Origin of the sequence: Mycobacterium sp. NS-7484, assembly GCF_001953975.1 — a bacterium.
Taxonomy (GTDB): Bacteria; Actinomycetota; Actinomycetes; order Mycobacteriales; family Mycobacteriaceae; genus Mycobacterium.
On record NZ_MBEJ01000083.1, the window covers coordinates 46617 to 70242 of the forward strand.

A 23626-nucleotide genomic window follows, 5' to 3' on the forward strand; every position below is an offset into this window, starting at 1 on the left:
GAACATCTGTTTCCTGATACTGGCCTGGCAGTCTGACAGGTGTCAAGATATGGGGATGAAGCAGGTCCGCCCGTACCGCGGCGTCGAAGCGGCCGACCGCGTCGCGCAACGGCGCAGCCAGCTGCTGGAAGCCGGCTTGGACCTGCTCGGAGCCGAGGACGCCGAGGTGACGGTGCGTGCCGTCTGTCGCACCGCCGGGTTGGCCGCACGGTATTTCTACGAGAGCTTCGCCGACAAGGACGACTTCATCGGGGCCGTCTACGACTGGGTGATCGCCGATATCGCGACGTCCACCCAGGCCGCCGTCGACGCCGTCCCGCTGCCCGAGCAGACCATGGCCGGAATGGCGAACATCGTGCACCTGATCGCCCAGGATCGCCGCATCGGGCGGCTGCTGTTCAGCGTCAAACTGTCCAACGAGGTTCTGACCCGCAAGCGCGTGCAATCCACGGCGCTGTTCGCGACGCTGCTCGGTCAGCACGCCGGCGATGCCCTGCAGCTGCCTGCCAACGACTACCTCAAAGCCACGTCATACTTCGCGGTCGGCGGGGTGACCCAGACGATCAGCGCGTGGCTGTCCGGTGAGGTCGCGCTGACCCCCGAACAGCTCATCAACCAGCTGCGTTCGATGCTCGACGCAGTGGCCGGCATGCAACAGCCGGGGAGTTGACGTGCCGGGCGGGCCCGCGAACCCGACTTTGATTAGATGAGCCCATGGGCTCCCTGACCGGCGCTGCCAACCCGTTCGGCCAGGTGTCCTCTGCGACGACACCCGACGCCCGAACTTTGCACTACATCGCGAAGGACCGCGGATCTGACATCACAGTGGCGTTTGAGTCCGGCCTGGGCTGCGCCCACGGGTTGTGGGCACTCGTGCAACCCGATATCGCCCGATTCGCGAACACCGTCGTGTACGACCGCGCCGGTTACGGATGCAGCGAGGCCGACTCAGCGCCCCGGACAGTAGCCCGCCTTACCGATGACCTCGAAGTCATTCTCGACGCAGCATCAGTATGGGGAGCAAGGAAATTCGTCATTGTCGGCCACAGCTTGGGCGGGCTGGTTGCGCAATATGCGGCCGCCCGAAGGCCTGAGTGCGTTGCCGGACTCGTACTCGTTGACTCAATCGCCCTTGACGTACCGCAACTGCACGGGCTCTGGTACCGGACTTCGTTGAAAGCTATCGACCTCTCGATGCGGATCGCAGCCCGGGTCGGGTTGCTGCAGCAGGTGGGCGGTCGGTTCATCGACCGAATCTCCCCACCCGGATTCGCCGACGACATCAAAGGCTGTGAGTTCACCCGGGCCGGTGGACAGGCCCGGAAGCGCGAGGCGCGGGGGTGGCTGACCACTCTCGACCATGATGGCGTTGCGGCTGTCTCGCTTCCCGACCTCCCGGCGGTCGTGATGAGCAGCACCCGAGTTCCGAAGCCCATGGCGAAGATTCAGGCCGCCCTCATCGCCAGTCACCGATCGTTGGCCGATGCGCTGCCACGTGGGAGCCATGTCATCTTGGACTGTGGCCACAACATCCATCTCGACGAGCCGAGCGCGGTCACCGCAGCAGTGCAACAGGTAGTCGAAAGCTGTATGTGATCAGCAGTGGACCACGCATGATGGGGAGATGACCAACTCCGAGCAGTCGCCAGGCCAGGCGGTAGCCGATACGGGCGTGCTGGTGGCAGCCATCCGCGCGGCGGAAAACAGCCGTCCCGACCGGCTTTTCACCGATCCGTTCGCCGAGAAGCTGGCCGGTGAGTCCGGGCAGCGGATGCTTGCCGACGCCGTTGCTGTCTCCGGCGACAAGTCGACCCTGCAGATCGTGGTGCGCACCCGCTTCTGGGACGAGGCACTGTTGAATGCCGTGCCACCGGTGCGGCAGGTGGTGATCCTGGCCGCGGGCCTCGATGCCCGCGCCTACCGGCTGGCGTGGCCCGACGGCACCACGGTGTACGAACTCGACCAACCCGCGGTGATCGCGGCCAAGGCTGAGGCGTTGGCCGGGGACCAACCGCGTTGCCGACGGGTGGGGATCGGCGTCGACCTTACGGAAGACTGGACTGATACGTTGCGGGCCAACGGCTTTGATCCGGACGCGCCGACCGTCTGGCTGATGGAAGGGCTACTGCAGTACCTCGACGAGAGCGCTGTGCACGCGCTGTTCGAGCGGGTCGACGCGCTCTCGGCGCCTGGTTCGGCGCTGCTCTACGACATCGTCGGCAAGGTCCTGCTGGACAGCGTGATGCTGGCAGCGGTCCGCGAACAGATGTCCCGTAACGGGGCGCCATGGTTGTTCGGGACCGACTCCCCAGAGCAACTGTGCGAACCGCTGGGCTGGTCGGCGGTCGTCACCGACGTGGCCGAGCCGGGCAACAAGTGGAACCGGTGGTTCGCCCCCGCAGTGCCCTAGGATGTTCCGGGCGTGCCGCGCGGGTACTTCGTCGTCGCCACCAAGCCGTAAGCGGCAAACGTCGTCGAGCGTGAACTTGTTGCTGAAAATACGCCGGATCTTCGACAACAAGTTCACTTTCGAAGCATGGGACGTCAGCCGGCGGCCACCGGCGGACGTCGATCCGCCGCGGTCTTGGGTGGCGTCTGCGCGTCGTTGTCGGTGAACTCCTTGGTCCAGCAGGCGAATTCCAGCGTGATTCCGTCGGGATCGAGGAAGTAGAACGACCGCACATACACCCCGGGATGCACGGTCGCCGAGGCCTGCATCGGGCTGTCGTCGTGGTTGAGCACCGGGCCGACGCGAACACCCTTGGCCTTGAGCTTTTCCCGGTACTCGTCGAACTTCTCCGCAGGTACGTGCAGCGCGATGTGGTTGAGCGAGCCGGTGGCGCTGACGAATTCGCCGATACCCGGGATCGCCGCCGGCGCCGAGATGCCCGGCACCCCGTCGGGGGCATCGCGGAACCAGAAGAACGCGATGCAATCGCCGTTGCCTGCATCGAAGAAGAAGTGCTGGCCCATGTCCCCGGGCAGGTCCAGCGATTTGATCAGCGGCATGCCGAGGACGTTGGTGTAGAAGTCCACCGTGCGGGCCATGTCGGCGCAGACCAACGCCACATGGTTGATGCCGCCGAACTCGAACTCCGGGTTGGGATTGTCAGGCTTGATCACGTCGATACACCTCCGGGCGAACGCGCCGAGGACTGGCGCGGCTGCGAATCTGAATCTAACATCAGATTCAGATGTGATCAATGGAGTGAGGAAACACGTGACCGTCAGCCCTCGTACCCCCCTGCCGACCGCGCGCGGCCGCCAAACCCAGGCGGCGATCGACAACGCAGCCCGCACGGTGGTCGCCCGCAAGGGCATCCTGGCCACGACGATCTCCGACATCGCCTCCGAGGCGGGCCGCTCCGCCGCGTCGTTCTACAACTACTACGCCTCGAAAGAGGCCATGGTCCGCGAATGGGCCCTGCGGTTCCGCAACGAGGCCCGCGAACGCGCACTGCCCGCCACCGCACCGAATCTGTCCAACTGGGAACGCAGCTACCAGGCCGCCTCCGCACACTGGATGACCTACCGGCACCGCCTGGCCGAAATCATCAGCGTGTCCCAGATGGCGATGGTCGACGACGACTTCGCCGAATACTGGGACGAGATCTGCCAACTGCCGATCGCGATGATCACCGGGATGGTCAAACACGCTCAGCAGCAAGGGTTTTGCCCCGATGATGACGCCCACCTGACCGCGGTGGCACTGGTGTCGATGCTCAACCAGTTCTGCTACACCCAACTGTCCGGCGGTCGTGACGCCGTCGCCGACGACGCGGCCTGCATCACCACCCTGGCCAATGTGTTCTACCGGACCATCTACCACGAGGAGAGACCCCACACATGAACCAGCCGGAGGTGGTCCGCGAGTTCATCGGCCTGGAATCGCCGACCGCTCAACGCGCCGGCGCCGGCGGGTACCCGTGCCAGGGCCTCTATTACCGGAACGCAGCGCACAAACCCACAGTGGCCGTCATCGCCACGCACTACCAGATCGACTTCTCGGAGCACTACATCGCGGACTACCTGGCCGCCAGGGGCATCGGCTTCCTCGGCTGGAACACCCGATTCCGCGGCTTCGAGAGCAGCTTCCTGCTCGACCACGCACTCGTCGACATCGGTGTGGGTGTGCGCTGGCTCCGCGAACAGCAGGGTGTCGAAACCGTTGTCCTGCTGGGTAACTCCGGTGGCGGCTCACTCATGGCCGCCTACCAGGCCCAATCCAAGGACCACCACATCACGCCGCTGGACGGCATGCGGCCGGCCGCGGGACTGACCGATCTGCCACGAGCCGACGGGTATGTGGCCAGCGCGGCCCACCCCGGGCGCCCGGATGTGCTGACCGCGTGGATGGACGCCTCGGTGATCGACGAGAACGACGCCATCGCCAGTGATCCCGAACTCGACCTGTTCGACGAGCGCAACGGTCCGCCCTTCTCGGCCGACTTCGTCACCCGCTACCGCGCAGCCCAGGTGGCACGCAACGACAAGATCACCGACTGGGCCACCGACGAGCTCAAAAAGGTACGGGCTGCCGGATATTCGGACCGCCCGTTCACCGTCATGCGCACCTGGGCCGACCCCAGGATGGTGGATCCAGCGATCGAGCCCACCAACCGGCAGGCCAACCTCTGTTATGCCGGAACCCCCGTCAAGGCGAACCGCTCGACCCGCGGCATCGCCGCGGCCACCACCCTGCGCAACTGGATCGGCATGTGGAGCCTGCGGCACGCGCAGACACGCGCCGAACCGCATCTGGCCCGGATCACCTGTCCGGCGCTGGTGATCAATGCCGACCAAGACACCGGCGTGTATCCGTCGGACGCCAAACGCATCTACGACGCACTCGCGAGCACGGACAAGGAACAGTGCTCGATCGACACCGATCATTACTTCACCACCCCGGGCGCCCGCGATGAACAGGCCGATACCATCGCCGCATGGATCACGAAGCGGTGGCGGTGAACCCGGGACCGATCAGGGTCCTGGCACATTTCACCCCGGGCGACAAAGTGTTGGATCTCCTTGCGCCCCATCAGGACTGGCTGGACGTCCGATTCTGCGACGAGGACGACGACGCTACGTTCTACCGCGAGCTGCCCACCGCCGAGGTGCTCTGGCACGTCCTGCGTCCGGTCTCCGGCGACGATCTGCAGCGCGGGCTGCGACTGCGACTGGTGCACAAACTGGGCGCCGGCGTGAACACCATCGACGTGGATACCGCCGACCGGCTCGGCATCCTGGTGGCCAACATGCCCGGCGCCAACGCGCCCTCGGTGGCCGAGGGCACCGTGCTGCTCATGCTGGCCGCGCTGCGCCGGCTACCCGAGCTCGACCGCGCCACCCGCACCGGGGCGGGGTGGCCGTCGGATCACACTCTGGGTGAGACCGTCCGCGACATCAGTGGCTGCACGGTCGGCCTGCTCGGCTACGGCAACGTCGCCAAGCGCGTCGAGAAGATCGTCGTCGCCATGGGCGCCGACCCGGCCCAGGTGATCCACACCAGTACTCGCGACACCGGTCATCCGCAGTGGCGCAGCCTGCCGGATCTGCTGGCCGCCAGCGACATCATCTCGCTGCATCTGCCGTTGACCGACGCGACCCGTGGATTGCTCGACCGTGAGGCCTTGGCGACGATGAAGCCCGGTGCCGTCGTGGTCAACACCGCGCGAGGGCCGATCATCGACGAGCCCGCCCTCGTCGAGGCACTGCGCACCGGCGCGTTGGCGGCAGCCGGGCTGGATGTGTTCGCCGAGGAGCCGGTGCCGCCCGGCAATCCCCTACTTGAGCTGCCCAACGTAGTGCTGACCCCACACGTCACCTGGCACACGGTCGACACCATGCGGCGTTATCTGACCATGGCGATCGACAACTGCCGTCGGATCCGTGACGGGGAGCCGCTCGCACACGTAGTGAACGGGACGAGTTAGGCCGCCGCAGTGGCGCTCGTCACGTCGGAGTACCCTCGGCCCAACCGACCGGTTATTGGAGAAATGCCCCCTGATGGAGGTACCACATGCCCCTTGCGATCACGTCTGAGCACAGCGATCTGGCCGATTCGGTTCGCTCGCTGGTAGCCCGGGTAGCACCGTCAGAGGTGCTGCACGAAGCGATCGACGCGGATTGGCAACACCCCATCCCCAACCCTCCGCCGTATTGGAAAGCCGCGGCCGATCAGGGTCTGCAGGGTGTGCACCTGTCGGAAGCCGTTGGCGGGCAAGGCTTCGGCATTCTCGAACTGGCCATCACGCTGGCCGAGTTCGGCTACGGCGCGGTGCCGGGGCCGTTCGTGCCCTCGGCGATCGCCGGCGCCTTGATCTCCGCCAACAACCCCGAGGCGAAGATCCTCACCGGCCTGGCTTCCGGTGACACCATCGCCGCCTACGCCATCGACTCCGGCCTGACCGCGACGCGCCACGGCGAGAGTCTGGTGATCCGCGGAGAGGCACGGGCGGTGCCGGCCGCGGCACAAGCCTCGGTGCTGGTGCTCCCGGTCGCGATCGACTCCGGGGTGGAGTGGGTGGTGCTGGACGCCGCTCAACTCGAGATCGAGCCGGTGCGCAGTGTCGATCCGCTGCGTCCGCTGGCGCATGTGCGGGCCAACGCCGTCGAGGTCAGCTCCGACGAAGAGGCCGAGCGCGTGCTGGCCAACCTGGACACCGCGCGGGCTCGGGCATTGATCTCGACGCTGTTGTCCGCCGAGGCCATCGGCGTCGCACGCTGGGCCACCGACACCGCGACCGGTTACGCCAAGATCCGTGAGCAGTTCGGCAGGCCGATCGGCCAGTTCCAGGCGATCAAGCACAAATGTGCCGGCATGATCGCCGAGACCGAACGGGCCACCGCGGCAGTCTGGGATGCGGCCCGCGCGCTCGACGAAGTGCAGGAAAACGGCTCGGCAGAAACCCATTTCGAGTTCGCCGCGGCAGTGGCCGCCACCCTGGCACCCGCCGCCGCGCAACACACCACCCAGGACTGCATCCAGGTGCACGGCGGCATCGGATTCACCTGGGAACACGACACCAACGTGTACTACCGGCGCGCGCTCGTGCTGGCCGCGTGCTTCGGGCGCGCCGCGGACTACCCGCAACTGGTGGTCGACACCGCGACCGCCACCGGTATGCGTCCGGTCGACATCGACCTGGATCCCGACACCGAAAAGCTGCGTGACGAGATCCGCGCGGAAGTCGCTGCGCTCAAAGCGATTCCGAGCGGATCCGAGCGCAATACCGCGATCGCCGAGGGCGGCTGGGTGCAACCCCACCTGCCCAAGCCGTGGGGCCGGGCATCGGAACCGATCGAGCAGATCATCATCGCCCAGGAGTTCAGCACCGGCCGGGTCAAGCGCCCGCAGATGGGCATCGCCTCCTGGATCATCCCGTCGATCGTGGCGTTCGGCACCGACGAGCAGAAGCAGCGGTTCCTGCCGCCGACGTTCCGCGGCGAGATGATCTGGTGTCAGCTGTTTTCCGAGCCGGGCGCCGGTTCGGACCTGGCCAGCCTGACCACCAAGGCCACCAAGGTCGACGGCGGCTGGCGGATCACCGGGCAGAAGATCTGGACGACGGGAGCCCAGTTCTCGCAATGGGGCGCCCTGCTGGCCCGCACCGACCCGAGCGCTCCGAAACATCAGGGCATCACCTACTTCCTGCTCGACATGAACAGCGAGGGTGTCGAGGTCAAGCCGCTGCGCGAGCTCACCGGCAACGCCATGTTCAACACGGTGTTCATCGACGATGTGTTCGTGCCCGACGACATGGTGCTCGGCGAGGTCAACCGCGGCTGGGAGGTCAGCCGCAACACGTTGACCAACGAGCGGGTGTCGATCGGTAGCAGTGAGCCGCCGTTCTTGGCCAATCTCGATCAGTTCGTGGCGTTCCTCGGTGCGGGGCAGTTCGACCAGATCGACCAGAACCGGGCGGGCCAGCTGATCGCCGAAGGGCATGCCGCCAAGGTGCTCAACCTGCGCTCCACCCTGCTGACGCTGGCCGGCGGTGACGCGATGCCCGCCGCGGCGATCTCGAAGCTGCTGTCGATGAAGACCGGCCAGGGTTACGCGGAGTTCGCGGTGGCCTCCTTCGGCACCGACGGCGCCATCGGCGATCCCGACCAGGAGTACGGCCGCTGGGCCGAGTACCTGTTGGCCAGCCGGGCGACCACGATCTACGGCGGTACCACCGAGGTGCAGCTCAACATCATCGCCGAACGCCTGCTCGGCCTGCCCCGCGACCCGTAACCGTCTTCCCGCGAAAAGACATAAACCCGTACCAAAATGCCGGTTTTGGTACGGGTTTACGTCTGCTCGCCGAGGGTGCCAGGCGTACCGTCGAAATAGACGGCTACCAGAAACGGTTGACACTCAATGATGAGCACGTCACGACACCGCATTCTGCGCTCGGTAGCAGTGGGCGCAGCGGCGGTCGCGGTCGTCGTCACCCCAACCGCTGTGTGGGGGCAAGGGTCACCGGGGTCTACCGAAATTCAGGCCGAGCCATGTGTGAACGGCGTCATTCCGTGGAACCCCTACGTGGTGAACTGCAACCTGCAACCCAGGCCGCCGCGGGTCCGCGGGTCGGCACCCGATGCCGGCGCCATCATCGCGTGCCGCGACCGGCCGGGTTGCCTGGCCTGGTATATCAACGGGCCGCCGTGACGATGTGAGTTGACTTGATGAGCAGCGACAGGAACGACGTCGAAAAGCGTTGGCACGACCCGCAGATGTTTCGCTCTGCGGTGGGTTATGTGGTCGCCGTCGTCGCCGTAGCGGGCGTGGCTCTGGGTTTCTATGCCTTTGACCGCTCCACACTCTCGGCAACGCTCGTGCCGACGATCCTGTTCGTCGGCGGCGTCGGCGCCTTCTTCCGCACGTACCAGGTGTGGAAAGCCGAGGGCACGTGGCCGATCTGGCAGGCAGCAGGCTGGTTCCTGCTGGCCTTGTCGCTGGTGTGCCTGGCCGTACCGGGCTCAGCGCTGCTCGATTAGCGCCGACGCTACGGCAGGATCGAGTCGACGTAACCGCCGTCGACCCGCAACGCCCCGCCCGTGGTGGCCGAGGCCAGCGGAGAGGCCAGGTAGGTCACCATGTTCGCGATCTCCTCCGGCTCGATCAGCCGCTGGATCAGAGACTGCGGGCGATGCTTGATCATGAACTCGCGCTGCGCCTGCTCCCACGGCAGAGACTTGTCGACGAGCTGATAGACGAAGTCCTCGACCCCGGCAGTGTGGGTCGGCCCGGCGATCACCGAGTTCACGGTCACGCCGCTGCCCGCAGCCTCTTTGGCGAAACCGCGTGACACCGCGAGCAGCGCGGTCTTGGACACCCCGTAGTGGATCATCTCGGCCGGTGTCACGATCGCCGAGTCACTGGCGATCTGAATGGCGCGGCCCCAGCCCCGCGACGTCATCCCGGGCAGGTAGCTGCGGATAAGCCGCACTGCGGCAAGGACATTCACGTCGAAGTAGGTGCGCCACTGGTCGTCGGTGATCTCCAGCGGCGGCACGGCACCGAAGATGCCGAGATTGTTCACCAGGATGTCGACGTCGGGCAGCTGACGCAGCAGCTCAGCTGTCCCCTCCTCGGTCGAGACGTCGGCAGCCACACCGAGAACGTCGAACTCGGCCAGCTTGGAGACGGCTTCGTCGACGCGCGCCGCCGTGCGGCCGTTGACGGCCACCCGGGCACCGGCGCGGGCCAGTTGTTCGGCGATGGCCAGCCCGATGCCCTGGGTCGAGCCGGTGACGAGCGCGGTCTTTCCGGTCAGTTCGATGTTCACAAGGCTGTACTACCACCGACGCGGGCAACCTATTCCCACCTATTCCCACCTATTCCAGGTCGCGCAATTCGCGCTTGAGGATCTTGCCGGTCGGGTTCCGCGGCAACTCGTCGAGGAAGACCACCTCACGCGGAACCTTGTAGCGGGCCAGGTGCTCTTTGACGTAGGCCTTGATCGCGTCTTCGTCGATGCTGGCGCCCTCGACCTTCACCACGAAGGCCTTCAGTCGGGCACCCCATTCCTTGTCATCGACACCGAGCGCGGTGGCCTCGACGACCTCGGGGTGTCCGCTGATCAAATCCTCGACCTCGGCGGGGAACACGTTCTCGCCGCCGGAGACGATCATCTCGTCGTCGCGGCCGCTGACGTACAGCAGTCCGTGTTCGTCGAAATAGCCGACGTCACCTGACGACATCATGCCGTCGATGATCTGCTTGTGCCCACCGCCGGTATATCCCTTGAACGGGAAGGTGTTTCGCACGAAAATACGGCCCACTTCACCCTGCGGAAGCTCTTTGCCGTTGTCGTCGAAGATCTTGACGGTTATGCCCTTGACCACCGGGCCGACCGTGGACGGGTTGATCGACAGATCCTGGGGCCGCGCGATGCTCGCAAATGCGATCTCGGTCGATCCGTACAGGTTGTAGATCACCGGCCCGAGGTCCTTGAGCGCGCGCGAGGCCAACTCCGCCCCGAGCTGGGATCCGGAGACGAACACGATCCGCAGCGAGGACAGGTTGGGCTTGGGCTTCATCTGCTCGAGGTGGTCGAGCATGCGCGAGAGCATCACCGGCACCACGACCATGCCGGTGACGCCGTGTTTCTCCACATCCTCGAACACCGTGGCCGGCTTGAACCGGCGGCGGAGCACCAGCGTGGTGCCCAGCATCATCGCGATGGTGGCGTGTAAGAACCCGAGCGCGTGGAACATCGGCGCCGGCAGCGCGGTCACCTCGCCGGCCTTGAACGGGACATGCGAGAGCACTCCGCCCACCGGGGCCAACGATGGCGGTGCGGCGCGGTTGGCGCCCTTGGGTGTTCCGGTGGTGCCACTCGTCAGAATGATGATCGACGGATGCTGGGAGGCCTTCGGGGCGGGCCGGCCGTTGCCGCGGGCGATGACCTCGGCCAGGGTTTCATCCGTGCTGCCGGACGGCTGCTCGGAGTCGGGGTTGACGCCCAGCGCCCGCAGCTTGCCCAGTTCCGGTTCGGCCTGTGCGACGGCACCGGTGTACTCGTCGTCGTAGATGATCACCTTCGCGCCTTCGCGCGCGGACACCTCTTTGATCTGCGGCCCGGAGAACTCGGTGTTGAGCAAGATGATCCGGGCGCCCACCCGCGCGGCCCCGTACAGCGACACCAGGAACCACCGGTGGTTGCGGGCCAGGATCGCCACCCCGTCGCCGCCGCGCACGCCCATGGTGAGCAGCTCGTGGGCCACCGCATGGGCGGCCGCATCGAGCTCACCGAACGTGAACTCGCCTTCGTCGTCGATGACGGCGACACGCTCGGGGTGACGACGCGCATTCAGGGCCGGGATCATCCCGATTTCGCCCCAGGTCCGGATGTCGGCCAGCATGGCGACCATGTGCTGCGGCGGCTCCAGCCGGAGTGCGCCGGCCTCGAACATCTTGCGCGCGTAGTGCAATTCGGCCGCGCCGCGCTCCAGATACTCCTTGGCCTTGGCCGTGAGGTTCGCCGGCAGGTCAGACAAACTAGGCATCTGGCCACAATATGTGACGGCTATCGCGTCGGGGGCGTTAACTAGCATGTGGTCATGGCCGGTGCAGTGTCGCTGGAGATCGACGGCCTCGAGGTGGCTGTGAGCCACCCCGACAAGGTCGTTTTTCCCGACGTGCACGTCACCAAGCTCGACCTGATCAACTACTACCGGTCCGTGGCCGACGGCGCGCTACGCGGGGTGTACGGCCGTCCGATGATCCTCAAACGGTTCGTCAAGGGCATCACCACCGAGGCCATCTTCCAGAAGCGGGCACCAGAGAAGCGGCCGGACTATGTCGACGTGGCCGAGCTCAAGTACCGGTCCGGCACCTCGGCCAAGGAGGCCGTGCTGCGCGATGCCGCCGGGCTGGCCTGGGCGGTGAACCTGGGTTGCGTCGACCTCAACCCGCATCCCGTGCGGGCCGAAGACCTCGACCATCCCGACGAGTTACGGGTCGACCTCGACCCGATGCCCGGCGTCGACTGGTCGCAGATCGTCGCCGTCGCCCACGTTGCGCGCGAGGTACTCGAGGACCACGGCCTGACCGCCTGGCCCAAGACGTCGGGATCGCGCGGCTTTCACATCTACGCCCGCATCCACCCGCGCTGGCCGTTCACCAAGGTGCGGTTGGCCGCCGAGACGGTGGCCCGGGCGGTGGAGCTGCGGGCACCGGACATCGCGACCGCGCGGTGGTGGAAGGAAGAACGGGGCGAACGGGTCTTCGTCGATTTCAACCAGAACGCCAAGGACCGCACGGTGGCGTCGGCCTATTCCGTACGGGCCACCCCCGACGCCCGGGTGTCCACCCCGCTGCGTTGGGACGAGGTCGACGGCTGCCGCCCCGAGGCGTTCACCGTCGCCACCGTGCCCGACCGGTTCGCCGAGATCGGTGACCCGTGGGAAGGCATGGACACCACGGTCGGCGCTTTGGACGGGTTGCTCGCGCTCGCAGCCGAACTCGGCCCGGCCGAGAAGGCACCCAAGGGTGCTTCCCGCGACGGTCGACGACAGTCGAGCATGCCGCTGATCGAGATCGCCAAGACCAAGACGAAGGACGAGGCGCTCGGCGCACTCGACGTCTGGCGTGAGCGTCATCCGGCGGCAGCCGCACGGCTGGAGCCCGTCGACGTCCTCCTCGACGGCATGCGTGGTCCGAGCTCGATCTGGTACCGGGTCCGGATCAACCTGCAGCACGTGCCCGAGGCCGAGCGTCCCCCGCAGGAAGAACTCCTCGCCGACTACAACCCGTGGGAGCACTACCGCGGCGCCCAGTGGAAGCGAGGTTGAGACATGCGAATCGCCCTCTTCGCGACCTGCCTGGCGGATGCGCTGTTCCCCTCGGCCGCCATCGCCACGGTGCAACTACTCGAACGCCTCGGCCACGAGGTGGTCTTTCCCGATGGTCAAACCTGTTGCGGCCAAATGCATGTCAACACCGGCTATCTGGCCGAAGCCACCGCGCTGGTGCGCAACCACGTCGAGGCCTTTGAATCCGCGAACTGCGACGCCGTGGTGGCGCCATCGGGATCGTGTGTGGGCTCGGTGCGTCACCAACACGCGATGGTGGCCCGGCGCGCGGGTGACGAAGGACTCGCCATCCGCGCCGAACAACTGGCCGCCAAGACCTTCGAGTTGTCCGAGTTACTGGTCGACGTCCTCGGTGTCGACGACGTCGGCGCCTACTACCCGCACCGGGTCACCTATCACCCGACGTGCCACTCGCTGCGCATGCTCAGGGTGGGTGACAAGCCGCTGCGGCTGCTGCGCCATGTGCGGGGCTTGACGCTGGTGGAGTTGCCGCACGCCGACTCCTGTTGCGGCTTCGGCGGAACCTTCGCGATCAAGAACTCCGATACGTCCACGGCGATGCTGGCCGACAAGATGGCCCACATCCTGGAGACCGATGCCGAGGTGTGCAGCGCCGGGGACTCGTCGTGCCTGATGCACATCGGCGGCGGGCTGAGCCGGTTGCGCTCCGGGGTGCGCACGGTGCACCTGGCCGAGATCCTGGCGGCCGGCCCATGACGTTTCTCGGCACCCCCGGCGTCGGAAACCTGCGCGGCGAGGAATCATTCCCGGTCGCCGCCCGGGCCGCCCTGGCCAATTCCCAGCTGCGCCGCAACATCGGCCATGCCACCCACACGATTCGGGGCAAGCGGCTGGCCGCGATCGCCGAATGTGACGACTGGGAGCAGCTGCGCGCCGCGGGCAGCGCGCTCAAGCAGGACGTCATGGCGCGGCTTCCCGAGTTGCTCGAGCAGTTCGAGGACAACGTCACCAAGCGTGGCGGTGTGGTGCACTGGGCCCGCGACGGCGAGGAGGCCAACCGCATCGTCGCCGATCTGATCCGCGCCACCGGATCCGATGAGGTGGTCAAGGTCAAGTCGATGGCCACCCAGGAGATCGGCCTCAACGAATACCTCCAGGCCCAGGGCATCGCCGCGTTCGAGACCGACCTGGCCGAGCTCATCGTGCAGCTCGGCCACGACAAGCCCAGTCACATCCTGGTGCCGGCCATCCACCGCAACCGCGCCGAGATCCGGGAGATCTTCACCCGCGAGATGCCCGAGGCGGGCGAGCTCACCGACGATCCCCGCGTGCTGGCCATGGCGGCCCGAGCCCACCTACGTCGCAAGTTCCTCACCGCCGACGTCGCGATCAGCGGGGCCAATTTCGGCATTGCCGAGACCGGGACGCTGGCGGTGGTGGAGTCCGAAGGCAACGGCCGGATGTGTCTGACGCTGCCGCAGACGCTGATCACGGTGATGGGCATCGAGAAGATCGTGCCGACCTTCACCGATCTCGAGGTGTTCATGCAGCTGCTGCCGCGCTCCTCCACGGCCGAACGGATGAACCCCTACACCTCGATGTGGACCGGTGTGCACCCCGGCGACGGGCCGCAGGAGTTCCATCTGGTCCTGTTGGACAACGGCCGCACGCAGGTGCTGGCCGACGAGGTGGGGCGCCCGGCGCTGCACTGCATCCGGTGCAGCGCATGCCTGAATGTCTGCCCGGTCTACGAACGCACCGGCGGCCACGCCTACGGGTCGGTGTACCCGGGACCGATCGGGGCGATCCTGAGTCCTCAGCTCACCGGCACCACCGGTCACGATGATCCCAACGCCAGCCTGCCGTATGCCTCTTCGCTGTGCGGGGCGTGCTTCGAAGCCTGCCCGGTCCGCATCGACATCCCGTCGATCCTTGTCCATCTGCGAGCCGAGCAGGTGGACCAAGACAGAGGAGGGTTACCCGGCGGGCAAGACCTGGCCATGAAGGCCGCAGGGTGGGCGATGGCCGGTGCGGGCCGGTTTTCACTGGCCGAGAAGGCCCTGAGTGCCGGGCGGCTGATCGCCGGGCGCGACCACCGCATCACCGCGCTGCCCTGGCCTGCCTCCAAATGGACCGCCAGCCGCGACATTCCCCAACCGCCTGCGGAGACATTCCGACAATGGTGGAGCCGCACGCATCAGGAGGGGCAAGGATGACCGGCCCGACGCCTGAAGCCAAGGCTGCGGTGCTGGGACGGATCCGGGCCGCCCTGGCGTCCGCGCCACCGCAGCCGGTGCGGGTTCCACGTGACTACCACCGCGAGCCGCTGACCGGCCCGGGCAACATCGAACGGTTCGCTGAAGCAGTCGCCGAGTATCGGGCCCGGGTACACCGCATCGAGCCGGAGGCGATCGCGTCGACGGTCCGCGCACTGGTCGGCCCGGAAGCCACCGTGGTCATCCCCGCCGATCTGCCACCCGAGTGGGTCTCGGGACTGACGACGGTCCTCGACGAGCCGACGCTGGGCGTCGCCGACCTCGACCGCGCCGATGCAGTGCTGACCGGATGTGCGCTCGGCATCGCCGCGACCGGCACGATCGTGCTCGACGCCGGCCCCACCCAAGGACGGCGGGCACTGACCCTGGTGCCAGACCACCACCTCTGTGTGGTGCGGGCCGATCAGATCGTGGACACCGTGCCGCAGGCGTTCGCCGGGCTGGCGCCGACGCGGCCCCTGACCTTCATCTCCGGCCCCAGCGCCACCAGCGACATCGAACTGCAGCGGGTAGAAGGCGTCCACGGACCTCGAACCCTCGACGTCCTGATCGTGTGAACCTTACCGACGAGTAAGCCCGGAAGGGTTCTTAGCAAAGTATTAACGCTGCCCACCCAGCCGCCTTAGATTGCCCGCATAACTTTGGGGACAGGTTGACGCGACGGAGCTCAGCCAGAGCTCAGGAAAGAAGGCGGGAGGCTGATCATGACATTCACGAACAACACCCCGGCAATGGATCGACACTTTCGGTACGGAAACTCGGCAGTCATCTGCGAGGGCGCATCGATGCGCGCGGTATGCCGCCAGCTGGCGACAGTGGTGACCGTCAAGGGAGATATCGACAGCAACAACATCGACCAGATCGCGTCGTATGCAAATCGGTTCATCCTCGCGGAGAAGCCGTTGGCACTCGACCTGAGTGGCGTGAACAGCTTTGCCCCGCAGGCGATCTCGCTGTTCTACGACATCGATGAAAGGTGCGGCACGCTCGGCGTGGACTGGTCGGTGGTCGCCAGCCAGCCGGTCGTCACCGAGATTCGTCGCCAGCAGGTGGGCGTCCCGCTCAGCTCGTCGGTGCCAGAAGCCCTGCATCACTTCGCCGAAGGCAACACGGCACGCCGCCGGTTGCTCCCCCTGCTTATCAAGAGCGCCTGACAGAAAGGCCGATGCAATGTTGATCGATGTCCGCTGGTTGACCCGCCTGCTTCGCCATCGCCACCGGGCGGTGCACATGTAGCCCTTGCTACACCCGAATAAACGAGATGGCTGCCACACCTGGTGTGGCAGCCATCTCGTTCTTAATTTGGCAAATTTCCGGCAAGCCCCGTCAGGGGACCTTCTTGATGGCCGGTGGCTTCCACGTCCCGTCGATGATCGACGGCGCGGTTTCCCTCGGCCAGTACAGGCGCAGCATGAGGTTGAACTTGCCGGCCGGCGCGGGCAGCCAGTTGGCTTCCTTTTGTGGGCCGGGGTTGTCGTGCTGCAGGTAGAGATCGACGGAACCGTCCGGGTTGGTGACGAAGGCGTTCCGTTGGCTCAACGTGTAGCGGTCGAGCGGGTTATCGACGAAGAAGAAACCCTCGTCGTACATGGTCAGTGACCAGAACCCATCGACAGGCGGGAACTGGCCCTTGTCGAAGTGCACGGTGTACTTGTCGGCGCCGTCGTAGGCCTGCCCATCGGCGTCGGTCTCCGAGGTCGGGTAGACCGCATCCTGTGGCCGGTTGGCGCCAAGACCGACATAGGTGATGAGTGCGCGCTGCAGGTAGTCGGTGCCGTACTCACCGGTCTGTGTGGTGAACCGCCAGCCGTTGACGTCCTCCAACTCGTTGAAGCGGGACATGATCTTCGCGGCGCCGTCCTTGGGCACCGACTGCAGAGCCGCGGCGACATCGGAACCGAGCTTGTTCAGCTCGAACTTCTCCCCCGCGACGATGCCGAGTTTGGCCATCTTGTCCACGATGGGTTTGTCCGCCTCGGTGGGCGGGTTGTCCTTCATCAAGGTGGCCACCAGGTTGAAGTAGTCCTCGGTGCTGAGGTTGTTGACCTGATCGCGGACCGGGGTCTTCATGTCGATTGCCGGATCGACCTTGCCGGCCGGTGGCGTGTAGGGCTTGCCGTACGAGCTGAGCGGCACCAGCGAGATCTCGTCCTGCAGTTTGTGTACAGCGGCGTAGTCCTCGGGTGTGCCATCGCAGTAGATGCGTCCCAGCAACCACACCGTCGAGGTAGGCGACTTGTACTCCGTCACGCCCGGCGGCAGCGTGCCCTTCCAACCGGGCCCGGTGATGGCGTAGGTCTGCGGACCGGTGCCCGTAGTGCGCTTCCCGGGAACCTCGAACACGTTGGTGTAGGCATCGAGCATCGGGAACAGGTAGTAACGGTCGTGAGCGTCGGGCAGGCTCAACACCCACGGCTCGTTCTTGACGTCGATGAATCCGTTTGTGTACAGCGTGTCCGCGTTGGGCGCGGTGACGTCGCGGAACTGGGCGTTCGGATACTCGCGCATCCGCATCAGCTGTCCCATCGGCGCCCGCGGCGCCTCAACCTTGTCGACATTCGTCATCACCCGTCGCGTCATCTCGACAGTCGCCAGGGAGTAGCCGTAGACGTACGCGTCCAGCGCGATGGCCTTGGCCTCAGCCGGTGTCAGCTGCCCGGGTTCGGCTGGTTGTTCGGGGGTCGACGGCGAGCATGCCGAGGTGACCATCATCAGCATCGTGGTGCCGAGCGCGACCAGCCATCTGGTCGTGCGTCGATCCATTTTCACGAAAAGCCTTTCGTCTATGAGGTTTTGCCGATCAGGTGTATGCCACGTGGACGCGGTGGATCCGTCCCTCGAAGGGGAAGGGCGCGCGTTCGCGATAGTCGAGTGATACCGGCGAGCCGAGGCATGTACCGATGTCGAGGCAGTCGTTGGCGGTGAACAACAGCGGCGCACTGATCGGAACCTGCCCGCCTGCGATCGTCTCGCCGTTGCGGGCCACGGTGATGTCGAGCGGGCCGGCCGGGCGCGGATCCGCGTACTGGGTGGTCACCGTGAGCGTCGCTCGTCCTGGCGGCACCTTGGATTCGGACCGAATCTTGGTGCGCTGCAGGATGAAGAGGTTGTACTCGTAGCAGAGGTAGCCCTCGTCCAGGTAGAGGGTCAGTCCTCCGGCCGCTGCCCCGAGCGCGTACAGCACCCCGTTGGCGCTGGCGGGGACGTCGACGTCGATGGTGACGACGTTGTTCTTGTTGCCCAGGGCAGGCGCACAGAACTCCGGCATCCGGATGGTGTCGCCGGAGAACTCCCATTCCTTGTAGGGCGGGGCGATACGCAACTCGGGGTGATAGACCGGAACCCACAGGCCACCGCCGACGGGCAGCACGGCATTGCGTGCGGCTTCGACCATGAACATCTCGCGCATCTGAGCCAGCTTCTCGGGCTGTTCGGCAGCGAGATCGTGGGCCTGTGACCAGTCTTCGTCGAGGTGGTACAACTCCCATACGTCGTTGTCGGGTGTCCAGGTGGCGATGCCCGGCGGCTGGCCCGGCACCCAGGGGAGCCGGGGCCCGCGGGCCGAGGCCCACCAGCCGTCGTGGTAGATACCGCGGCTGCCCATGATCTCGAAGTACTGGGTCTTCTTGCCGCCGGGTGCGTCCCGATCTGCCAGTGTGCGGGCGAAACTCGCTCCGGCGATCGGCATCTGAGGTTCACCGTTGACCATCTGCGGGGGCACGATGCCGACGATGTCGTAGATGGTCGGCACGATGTCGTTGCAGTGCAGGAACACGTCACGGGGAGCGGCGTCCGGGGTGATCCGTGCCGGCCAGCGCACGGCCATGGGGTTGCGCGTGCCACCCAGATGGGAGGCGAGCAGCTTCATCCCCTTGTACGGAGTGCTACCGGCCCATGCCCAGGCCGCGTGGTACTGGTTGTCGACCAGCGGGGAGCCCAGCACGTCGAGGCCACCCAGCTCGTCGAGGGCATCGATGTGCTGGCGCACCGTGGTGGGAATACCGTTCTGCGCCAACAGTTCAGCGATCGTGCCGTTCTGGCCTTCACCCGATGAACCGTTGTCGCCCCAGATGTAGAGGAACAGCGTGTTCTCGGCGTAGCCGAGCGATTCGAGCTCGTCGGCGATACGGCCCACCTGGACGTCGACGTGCTCGCCGTAGCCGGCCGCGACCTCCATCAGCCGGCGCTGGAAGGGCTTCTCGTCCTCGGGGATGTCGTCCCACGCCGCGAGCTGCGGATCGCGTTCGGTCAGGGCACAGTCCTGCGGGATCCAGCCCTTGTCCTTGGCGCGCTCGAAGACGCGTTCCCGGTAGGCATCCCAGCCGTCGTCGAACTTGCCGGCATATTTGTCCGCCCATTCCTTCATGATGTGGTGCGGGCCGTGGATGGCGCCGCTGGCCCAGTACATGAAGAACGGCTTGTCGGCGTTGAACGCCTTGTGCCGGCGCAGCCATGAAATCGCGTCGTCGGCCAGGTCCTCGGAGAGGTGGTAGCCCTCTTCGGCGGTTTTCGGCGGGGCGACGACGGTGGTGTTGCGCACCAGGTTCGGTTCGTACTGCGAGGCCTCACCGGCCAGGAAGCCGTAGAAGTACTCGAAACCCAAACCGGTGGGCCAGTTCTCGAACGGTCCGGCCGCGGTGGTCTCTTCGGCGGGGGTGTTGTGCCACTTTCCGAAGGCCGATGTGGCGTAGCCGTACTGCTTGAGCACTTCGGCGACCGTCGCGGAGGACCGCGGGATCTTGCCTGCGTAGCCGTCCCAGTCGTTGGCCAGCTCGGCGATCTGGCCGTTGCCGATCTCGTGGTGGTTGCGGCCCGTCAGCAGCGAAGCGCGGGTCGGCGAGCACATCGCGGTGGTGTGAAAGCGGTTGTAGGACACGCCTTCAGCGCAGATCCGATCGAGCGTGGATGTGGTGACCTCGCCACCGAACGTCGAGGGCAGGCCCGGCCCCGCGTCGTCGATGAGGACGATGACGATGTTCGGCGAGTCATCGTGCAGCCGTTTCGGAACGGCGCGCGGCTGATACGTCGACTCCTGCAACGTGCGGCCCGCGATACTGCCCGACGGAACCGGCGGGAAGGGCAAAACCCCTCCGTCTGGTAGAGCCGCCGCCACCATGTGGTCACCCTGCACGTCAGACACCGCGCCCCTCTCCTCAACAGGACTCGGGCTGTGCAGCCGACCACTGGTGGGGCAAGCCGCGCAGCCGATTTACCCCGACCCGGGCATCTACTGTGCAGCAAACCCGCAGCAGTTGTCTTGACATTCCGAGACAAATCTTTGACATTGTGGGACATGGCCGTGATTCGAGGGACGGCACTCACCAATTTTCACCAACTGGTCACCGAACTCGGTGGGGATAGTCGCGCATTGGTCGATGCCGCCCACATTCCCTACGACGACGTCGGTCGTCACGATCGCTTCATCTCCCTGCCCAATGGGGCGAAGATGCTCGAACACACCGCCGCCGCACTCGGAACACCGGATTTCGGGCGGCGTTTGGCGCTGCAGCAGGGCATCGACATCCTCGGTCCGGTCGGGCTGGCAGGCCGCAACGCCGGTACCGTCGCCGAAGCCTTCGTGATCTTCGACAAGTTCATGGCGGCCTACAGCCCGTCGATCACCGCGCGGGTTACCGCCCACCTCGATCCCGAACTGAGCCGCTTCGAATTCGAGTACCTCCTGGACCCGTCACCACCGCAGGCCCAGGCCGTCGAGCTCTCCCTGGGAGTCACGCTGCAGGTGTTGCGACTGTTCCTCGGTACCGACTACCGGCCCGTAGCCGTGCACCTGCCACATCCCGCACTGACTCCGGCCGACGACTATCAGGCCTACTTCGGTTGTCCGCCCAGCTTTTTCGAACCGGTCGCAGGCTTCACGCTGCGCACCGCCGACCTGCAACGGCCGCTACCCATCGATCGACTCGCCCATCAGACCGCGGTCGATTACCTCGCCCAGGTCATCGGCGAATCCAACCCGGCGACCAGCCAACTGGTGCGCAGCCTGGTCCGCCAAATCCTGCCCACTGGACCTGTCGGGCTCAACGACGTGGCCCGCCACATCGGCCTGCACCCCAAGGCACTGCAACGTCGTCTGCTCGCGGAGAACGCGACGTTCGCCGATCTGGTCGATCAAACGCGCCGCGACGTCGCTCAACGTCTGCTGCTCGATACCGATCTCGGCCTTGACCAGGTCTGTCGCCAACTCGGTTACTCCGAGCAGAGCGTGCTCACCCGTTCCTGCAAACGCTGGTTCGGCTCGACTCCCACGGCATACCGCAAAGCCCGGACCGGTTCAGCACCACCGCCCTAAACCCCGGCGGGCCAAGCCAAGCCACGTACTTGCCGAGCGAACGATTCGTCGCGCCCGCCCCGTCGCGCCTGCTACAGTTCGGCCCGCCGGGCGATGCATTCGGCACCTGCCCGCCTCGGGAAGGAGTCCCGCTGTGTCCCGCACACCGTTCACCGCGCACCCCGGATTGGTCCCGGCATTGGCCGCCGGTGCCGTCGGAGTCGTTGTCGGTCTGTTCAGTCCCGCGACTGCGGCAGCCGAACCGCCGCCACGCCCACCCAATTGCACGGCAGCCGATCTCGCCGGCATCGCCTCCGGCGTCGCCGCCGCGACCTCCACATACTTGTGGACCCATCCGGACGTGAACGATTTCTACACAAATCTGCACGGACGCCCGCATGAAGAAGTGCCGGACGCCACCCGGGCCTTCTTCGATGCCAACCCCCAGGCCCACGCTGACCTGGTCGGTATCCGTCAACCGCTCACCGATTTCCGCAGCCGTTGCGGTATCAAGCCGCCTGACCAGCCATTAGGACCAGGACAATGACGCACACGCCTCGATCATCATGGCTGCGCGCGGCCACCGTCGCGCTCGCCTTCACCGCACTGCCCGGTGCCATCGTTCTCGCTCCCGCAGGCACTGCCGCCGCCGATGTGTGTGCGAGCGCCGGACGTCGGATCTCGGTGGGTGGCTGCGTCAACGTCGCCGACGCGGTCGCCCCGTATGTGCCGCCGCCGGCCTACTACGCACCGCTTCCGGAGGACGCGCCACCGCCGCCACCGCCTCCGCCGGGCTCGAACGTCAGCGGCTGCATCGGCTACAACGGCCGGTGGGTCCACGCGAGCGGATGTAACTAGTTCAGGCGACGTCGCTTTCTACCCAGGGGTCGCGATCTTCGCGATCCAACGACCCCTGGGTGGAAACGGCGACGTAAAGCGGCGCGGGTTCACGCGATCGCGCCGGATTCCTTGAGTTCTTCGATTCGATCCCAATCCATGCCGAGCTCCATCAGCACGATCTCGGTGTGCTCAGAGGCCTGGGGTGCCCTGGTGGTCTCGAGGGGCTCGTGGTTGAACTGCACGGGCCCGCGCACCACCTTGAACGGCTTGCCCCCATCGGCGGCTTCCACCTCGACGACCATGTCATTGGCGATCGCCTGATCGTCGGTGTTCAGATCGACCAAGCTCTGGAACGGCGCCCACTGGCCCTTCATCGTCTTGAGGTGTTGACGCCAGTACTCGAACGGCTTGCTGCCGATGGCCTTCGCGATCAGCTCGACACCCTCGGTGGCGTTCTCGATCAGCGGCAGTACATCGGAGAACCGCGGGTCATCGGCCAGCTCGGGCAGCCCGAGATGTTCGAAGGCATCGCGGATGTAGCCCGTCGGGCTGACGATGCACAGATTGATGGTGCCGCCGTCGGAGGTCCGGTAGTTGGCCATGAACGGGTTCACCGAAGTGGCGTCGTCGGGCATCAGCGAGCGCATGGTCTCACCGGTCTCCATACCCTGTGTGACGCTGGCGCCGGCCGCCCACCACGCCGTGCTGAGTAGCGACACGTCGATCTCGGCGGCTTCCCCGGTCCGTTCGCGGTGGAACAGCGCCGCGGAGATGCCGCCGGCGATGTTCATCCCGCCGATCGAATCACCGAAGGCCGGAATGCCTTGGGACAGAGCGCCGTTGATCGCCTCCGGGGTCAGCGCGTGCCCGACGCCGCTGCGGGTCCAGAAGGCGGTGCCGTCGAAGCCGCCGGTATCGCGCTCGGGCCCTTTGTCCCCGTAGGCGCTGCCGCGGGCGTAGATGATGTCCGGGTTCACCGCCCGGATGTGCTCGACGTCGAACTTGTTCTTCTGCCGTTGCGCAGGAAGGTAATTGGTCAGGAAGACGTCTGCCGTCTTCGCGATCTCGTAGAGGACCTCCTGACCACCGGGGGTCGAGACATCGATGCCGACACTGCGCTTGCCGCGATTGGGATGTTCGATCAGCGGATGGCGGTTGGGGTCGAGTTGGAACCCTCCCATGTTGATGAAGCCGCGCTGCGTGTCGCCGCGCACCGGGTGTTCTACCTTGATGACGTCGGCGCCCCAGTCGGCGAGGATGGCCCCGGCCGCCGGTACGAACGTGAATTGCGCGACCTCGAGCACTCGCACGCCCTGCATGACCTTGATCAACGCGGCTCCTAACCGTTGGACTTACGGTAAGTGTAGCGAGACCGGGCCCGGTACCTGTGCTTACCGGATCGCCCGCTGCCGATCATGTGCGTGAACTGACCGAATGCCGGGTATCCGACCAC

The 23626-nt window shown here is 66.0% G+C and carries 23 protein-coding genes; 17 read left to right on the plus strand and 6 right to left on the minus strand.

The window, feature by feature from the left end; translation table 11 throughout:
- Window positions 1-55 precede the first annotated feature (55 nt).
- From A5733_RS14860 to A5733_RS14870, 3 genes are read left to right on the plus strand one after another with little or no spacing between them, the layout of a single operon-like run.
- The gene (locus A5733_RS14860) at window positions 56-670 is read left to right on the plus strand and encodes a TetR/AcrR family transcriptional regulator (protein ID WP_067765187.1); all 615 of its coding nucleotides are present in this window, start codon (window positions 56-58) and stop codon (window positions 668-670) included.
- Window positions 671-714: 44 nt separating this feature from the next.
- Window positions 715-1596, plus strand: a complete 882-nt coding sequence (locus A5733_RS14865) for an alpha/beta fold hydrolase (RefSeq protein ID WP_067765190.1) — start codon at window positions 715-717, stop codon at window positions 1594-1596.
- 28 nt (window positions 1597-1624) lie between these two features.
- Complete coding sequence (locus A5733_RS14870; RefSeq protein ID WP_067765192.1) at window positions 1625-2410, plus strand: SAM-dependent methyltransferase; 786 nt, start codon at window positions 1625-1627, stop codon at window positions 2408-2410.
- A 134-nt stretch (window positions 2411-2544) separates the two neighbouring features.
- Here the strand turns inward: A5733_RS14870 and A5733_RS14875 are convergent, their stop codons facing one another.
- A complete protein-coding gene (locus A5733_RS14875; protein ID WP_067766787.1) occupies window positions 2545-3123 on the minus strand; it encodes a VOC family protein in 579 nt (192 codons plus the stop codon).
- A gap of 97 nt (window positions 3124-3220) precedes the next feature.
- Between A5733_RS14875 and A5733_RS14880 the strand changes: the two genes are divergently transcribed.
- From A5733_RS14880 to A5733_RS14905, 6 genes are all read left to right on the plus strand, one after another.
- Window positions 3221-3850 carry a TetR/AcrR family transcriptional regulator gene (locus A5733_RS14880; protein WP_067766784.1) on the plus strand — a complete coding sequence of 210 codons (630 nt, stop codon included), beginning with the start codon at window positions 3221-3223 and terminating at the stop codon, window positions 3848-3850.
- Window positions 3847-4968, plus strand: a complete 1122-nt coding sequence (locus A5733_RS14885) for an alpha/beta hydrolase (protein ID WP_067766781.1) — start codon at window positions 3847-3849, stop codon at window positions 4966-4968. Before A5733_RS14880 ends, A5733_RS14885 begins: the two co-directional genes overlap by 4 nt.
- Window positions 4944-5933, plus strand: coding sequence for a 2-hydroxyacid dehydrogenase (locus A5733_RS14890; RefSeq protein WP_197508203.1), 990 nt, complete (start codon window positions 4944-4946; stop codon window positions 5931-5933). The genes A5733_RS14885 and A5733_RS14890 overlap by 25 nt, the downstream gene beginning before the upstream one ends.
- 86 nt (window positions 5934-6019) lie before the next feature.
- Complete coding sequence (locus A5733_RS14895) at window positions 6020-8239, plus strand: acyl-CoA dehydrogenase (protein WP_067766778.1); 2220 nt, start codon at window positions 6020-6022, stop codon at window positions 8237-8239.
- A gap of 261 nt (window positions 8240-8500) precedes the next feature.
- Complete coding sequence (locus tag A5733_RS27950; RefSeq protein ID WP_085980328.1) at window positions 8501-8656, plus strand: hypothetical protein; 156 nt, start codon at window positions 8501-8503, stop codon at window positions 8654-8656.
- 17 nt (window positions 8657-8673) lie between these two features.
- Window positions 8674-8985 (plus strand): hypothetical protein, encoded by a 312-nt coding sequence (locus tag A5733_RS14905; RefSeq protein WP_067766775.1) that lies wholly within the window; start codon window positions 8674-8676, stop codon window positions 8983-8985.
- An 8-nt stretch (window positions 8986-8993) separates the two neighbouring features.
- Here the strand turns inward: A5733_RS14905 and A5733_RS14910 are convergent, their stop codons facing one another.
- Both A5733_RS14910 and fadD2 read right to left on the minus strand, forming a co-directional pair.
- Window positions 8994-9776, minus strand: coding sequence for an SDR family NAD(P)-dependent oxidoreductase (locus A5733_RS14910; protein WP_067766772.1), 783 nt, complete (start codon window positions 9774-9776; stop codon window positions 8994-8996).
- 49 nt (window positions 9777-9825) lie between these two features.
- The gene (fadD2, locus tag A5733_RS14915; RefSeq protein ID WP_067766770.1) at window positions 9826-11499 is read right to left on the minus strand and encodes a long-chain-fatty-acid--CoA ligase FadD2; all 1674 of its coding nucleotides are present in this window, start codon (window positions 11497-11499) and stop codon (window positions 9826-9828) included.
- Window positions 11500-11553: 54 nt separating this feature from the next.
- Here fadD2 and ligD point away from each other — a divergent pair, with 54 nt between their 5' ends.
- The 5 genes from ligD to A5733_RS14940 all read left to right on the plus strand — a co-directional run bounded on the left by ligD (window position 11554) and on the right by A5733_RS14940 (window position 16198).
- Window positions 11554-12786, plus strand: coding sequence for a non-homologous end-joining DNA ligase (gene ligD / locus A5733_RS14920; RefSeq protein WP_067766797.1), 1233 nt, complete (start codon window positions 11554-11556; stop codon window positions 12784-12786).
- 3 nt (window positions 12787-12789) lie between these two features.
- The gene (locus tag A5733_RS14925; RefSeq protein ID WP_067766767.1) at window positions 12790-13524 is read left to right on the plus strand and encodes a (Fe-S)-binding protein; all 735 of its coding nucleotides are present in this window, start codon (window positions 12790-12792) and stop codon (window positions 13522-13524) included.
- On the plus strand, window positions 13521-14984 hold the full coding sequence (locus A5733_RS14930) for a LutB/LldF family L-lactate oxidation iron-sulfur protein (RefSeq protein WP_067766764.1): 1464 nt from the start codon (window positions 13521-13523) through the stop codon (window positions 14982-14984). Before A5733_RS14925 ends, A5733_RS14930 begins: the two co-directional genes overlap by 4 nt.
- Window positions 14981-15601, plus strand: coding sequence for a lactate utilization protein C (locus A5733_RS14935; RefSeq protein WP_067766761.1), 621 nt, complete (start codon window positions 14981-14983; stop codon window positions 15599-15601). The genes A5733_RS14930 and A5733_RS14935 overlap by 4 nt, the downstream gene beginning before the upstream one ends.
- 147 nt (window positions 15602-15748) lie before the next feature.
- Entirely contained in the window at window positions 15749-16198 is a 450-nt protein-coding gene (locus tag A5733_RS14940) for an STAS domain-containing protein (RefSeq protein WP_019343492.1), read from the plus strand.
- A gap of 172 nt (window positions 16199-16370) precedes the next feature.
- Here the strand turns inward: A5733_RS14940 and A5733_RS14945 are convergent, their stop codons facing one another.
- Window positions 16371-17807 carry a DUF1254 domain-containing protein gene (locus A5733_RS14945; protein ID WP_067766758.1) on the minus strand — a complete coding sequence of 479 codons (1437 nt, stop codon included), beginning with the start codon at window positions 17805-17807 and terminating at the stop codon, window positions 16371-16373.
- 37 nt (window positions 17808-17844) lie between these two features.
- Window positions 17845-20160, minus strand: a complete 2316-nt coding sequence (locus A5733_RS14950; protein WP_067766794.1) for an arylsulfatase — start codon at window positions 20158-20160, stop codon at window positions 17845-17847.
- 177 nt (window positions 20161-20337) lie between these two features.
- Between A5733_RS14950 and A5733_RS14955 the strand changes: the two genes are divergently transcribed.
- The 3 genes from A5733_RS14955 to A5733_RS14965 all read left to right on the plus strand — a co-directional run bounded on the left by A5733_RS14955 (window position 20338) and on the right by A5733_RS14965 (window position 22191).
- On the plus strand, window positions 20338-21354 hold the full coding sequence (locus A5733_RS14955) for an AraC family transcriptional regulator (RefSeq protein ID WP_067766755.1): 1017 nt from the start codon (window positions 20338-20340) through the stop codon (window positions 21352-21354).
- Between the two features lie 133 nt (window positions 21355-21487).
- On the plus strand, window positions 21488-21880 hold the full coding sequence (locus A5733_RS14960) for a heme-binding protein (protein WP_036389598.1): 393 nt from the start codon (window positions 21488-21490) through the stop codon (window positions 21878-21880).
- The gene (locus tag A5733_RS14965; protein WP_047038514.1) at window positions 21877-22191 is read left to right on the plus strand and encodes a hypothetical protein; all 315 of its coding nucleotides are present in this window, start codon (window positions 21877-21879) and stop codon (window positions 22189-22191) included. Before A5733_RS14960 ends, A5733_RS14965 begins: the two co-directional genes overlap by 4 nt.
- Before the next feature lie 89 nt (window positions 22192-22280).
- Here the strand turns inward: A5733_RS14965 and A5733_RS14970 are convergent, their stop codons facing one another.
- Window positions 22281-23492: a CaiB/BaiF CoA-transferase family protein gene (locus A5733_RS14970; RefSeq protein ID WP_065063273.1), complete on the minus strand. Its 1212-nt coding sequence runs from the start codon at window positions 23490-23492 to the stop codon at window positions 22281-22283.
- Window positions 23493-23626 lie beyond the last annotated feature (134 nt).